Below are 1745 nucleotides of genomic sequence, written 5' to 3'. Positions count from 1 at the left end.
GCCAAAATCACCCGGTCGCGACGAGCGATTCTCCATTGCCATAACGCCCGACTTCGCGACTCGGGTGCATTTTTTGGTTACGTCTCATTGTCGAACGCATCTTCGGGTTCAAGACCACGGATGAACGTTTCAAAGTCCTTCGCGACGAATGTAATTTTGTATTCGGATTCTTGGTCCACGTGAACAACACTTGGTTCGCCATCTGGCCCGCATTTGCGGTAGTCTAAACAAATCATGTCATGCCCAGCCGATGGGCAGTCGCCGAAGTAAATGCCAATTGCAGGATAGCCCCATTCTTCCAGCCAGAATTTGCTGCCCGTGACGCCGCATAGTGAACAGTCCTTTTCGCGTCCAATCCCATACATCCCTTCAATCGCAATATGATCGTGCGCCCAAGATGTTGGTTCAGTCATTCGGTAGCACGTGTTTCGTGAGAGTCCGCCGTTCTGGGTTCGCATCAATGCGAGATAAGATGCTGGCAACTTGTAGCCAAGCTCGCGTTCGACATCGTCGACATCCTCATCAGTGAATGGTTTACCAACGTATTCCTCATCGGCGTATTCGCTAGGCTCCCAGAAGTCCGACAAATCAAAGTCGTGAAATGGTTCCATGGAAGCAAATGCAAAGTGGATTCAGAGACGTAACGTTACCGATCACCCGGTCCGCGCGGTTGATCGTCCATTTTCGAAACACCCACATTCGCGGACTCGGGTGCATCGGATGGTTCGTCGACTGCCTCGGTCCGTGTTGGCGTCTGCAGCGGTGATTCAATGAACGTCATCGTACCGGCTAACGGTGGTGACGTGGGACCTTTCAGTTACAAGTGTTCGTTGAAAGCTGAACTTGGGCATCCTTGGCCTGTAAGGCGGTAGCCTGCCACGATATATCCCAGAGCCCAACTCGGATGGTGCCGTAAAATGAAGGGAGGCCGTGGAGCAAGCGAGAGAAATACAAACAATGAAATAAAGCCTATGCAACCAACCAGAACCAGGCAATTGACAAGTAGCAGCAAATATCTCTCTCGCGAGCGATACGAGGAGACCAAAGAAAAGGTTGTGACAATTCCCAGGAAAGCGGAAATGTGAATTGGCCGAAGGGTAGAGAACCGGCCATACCCTTCAATTGCAGCATAGAGAGTACCCGTGAACGTAACGAGTAGAAGCACCGAAGCCATCGTAAAAAGAATGTCTAAAACATTAGCCGATCGGCTGCCCTTCCGGCCCTGAAGATCACCGTCGCTCGTCGATGATGCGTAGGGATTGGTTCTTGCATCTTTCGGCATAGGCTTTCATCCGACGAACGTCGGACATCACCGAGCACGCGCGATTGATTGTCCATCTTTAACAAACACCAAATCGCGTGCTTCGGTGCATGTCATTGTTCTGTGATTCTATGAAGCAGTGTTCGACCGGAGGATCGTAGATCCATCGCGCACCAACCAAACCGGTATTCAATCCATCGTCCTCCGTTCCGACGGTTCTCCGGATTGGTTTGTCTGTCGTCGATATTCCGTCGACCCGCTGACTTTAGTGCCGCAGCGAGCGCAACATTGCGTATCTCTTGAGCAGTCCGCGCAAATCGTCCACATGTTATTCCGATAGTGCTTCTCGCAACCATGTTCGTCCCAACGTTGACCGCATTCGGGACACCGCCCGAAGGAACGTACCAACGGGCCATCAGCACATTTCTGACTGCAAAACACAGGGTTTGACGGCGATGCCACAGGTAACCAATGCTCATTCACA

The 1745-nt window shown here is 51.6% G+C and carries 1 protein-coding gene; it reads right to left on the bottom strand.

The window, feature by feature from the left end; genetic code table 11:
- Nucleotides 1-77: 77 nt before the first annotated feature.
- Entirely contained in the window at nucleotides 78-611 is a 534-nt protein-coding gene (locus FYK55_RS28645) for an SMI1/KNR4 family protein (protein WP_150080046.1), read from the bottom strand.
- Between the last annotated feature and the right edge of the window lie 1134 nt (nucleotides 612-1745).

The organism is Roseiconus nitratireducens, assembly GCF_008629675.1.
Classification (GTDB): Bacteria; Planctomycetota; Planctomycetia; order Pirellulales; family Pirellulaceae; genus Stieleria; species Stieleria nitratireducens.
The sequence above is the reverse complement of the archived record's forward strand: the minus strand, read 5'-3'. Positions and strand labels throughout refer to the sequence as shown.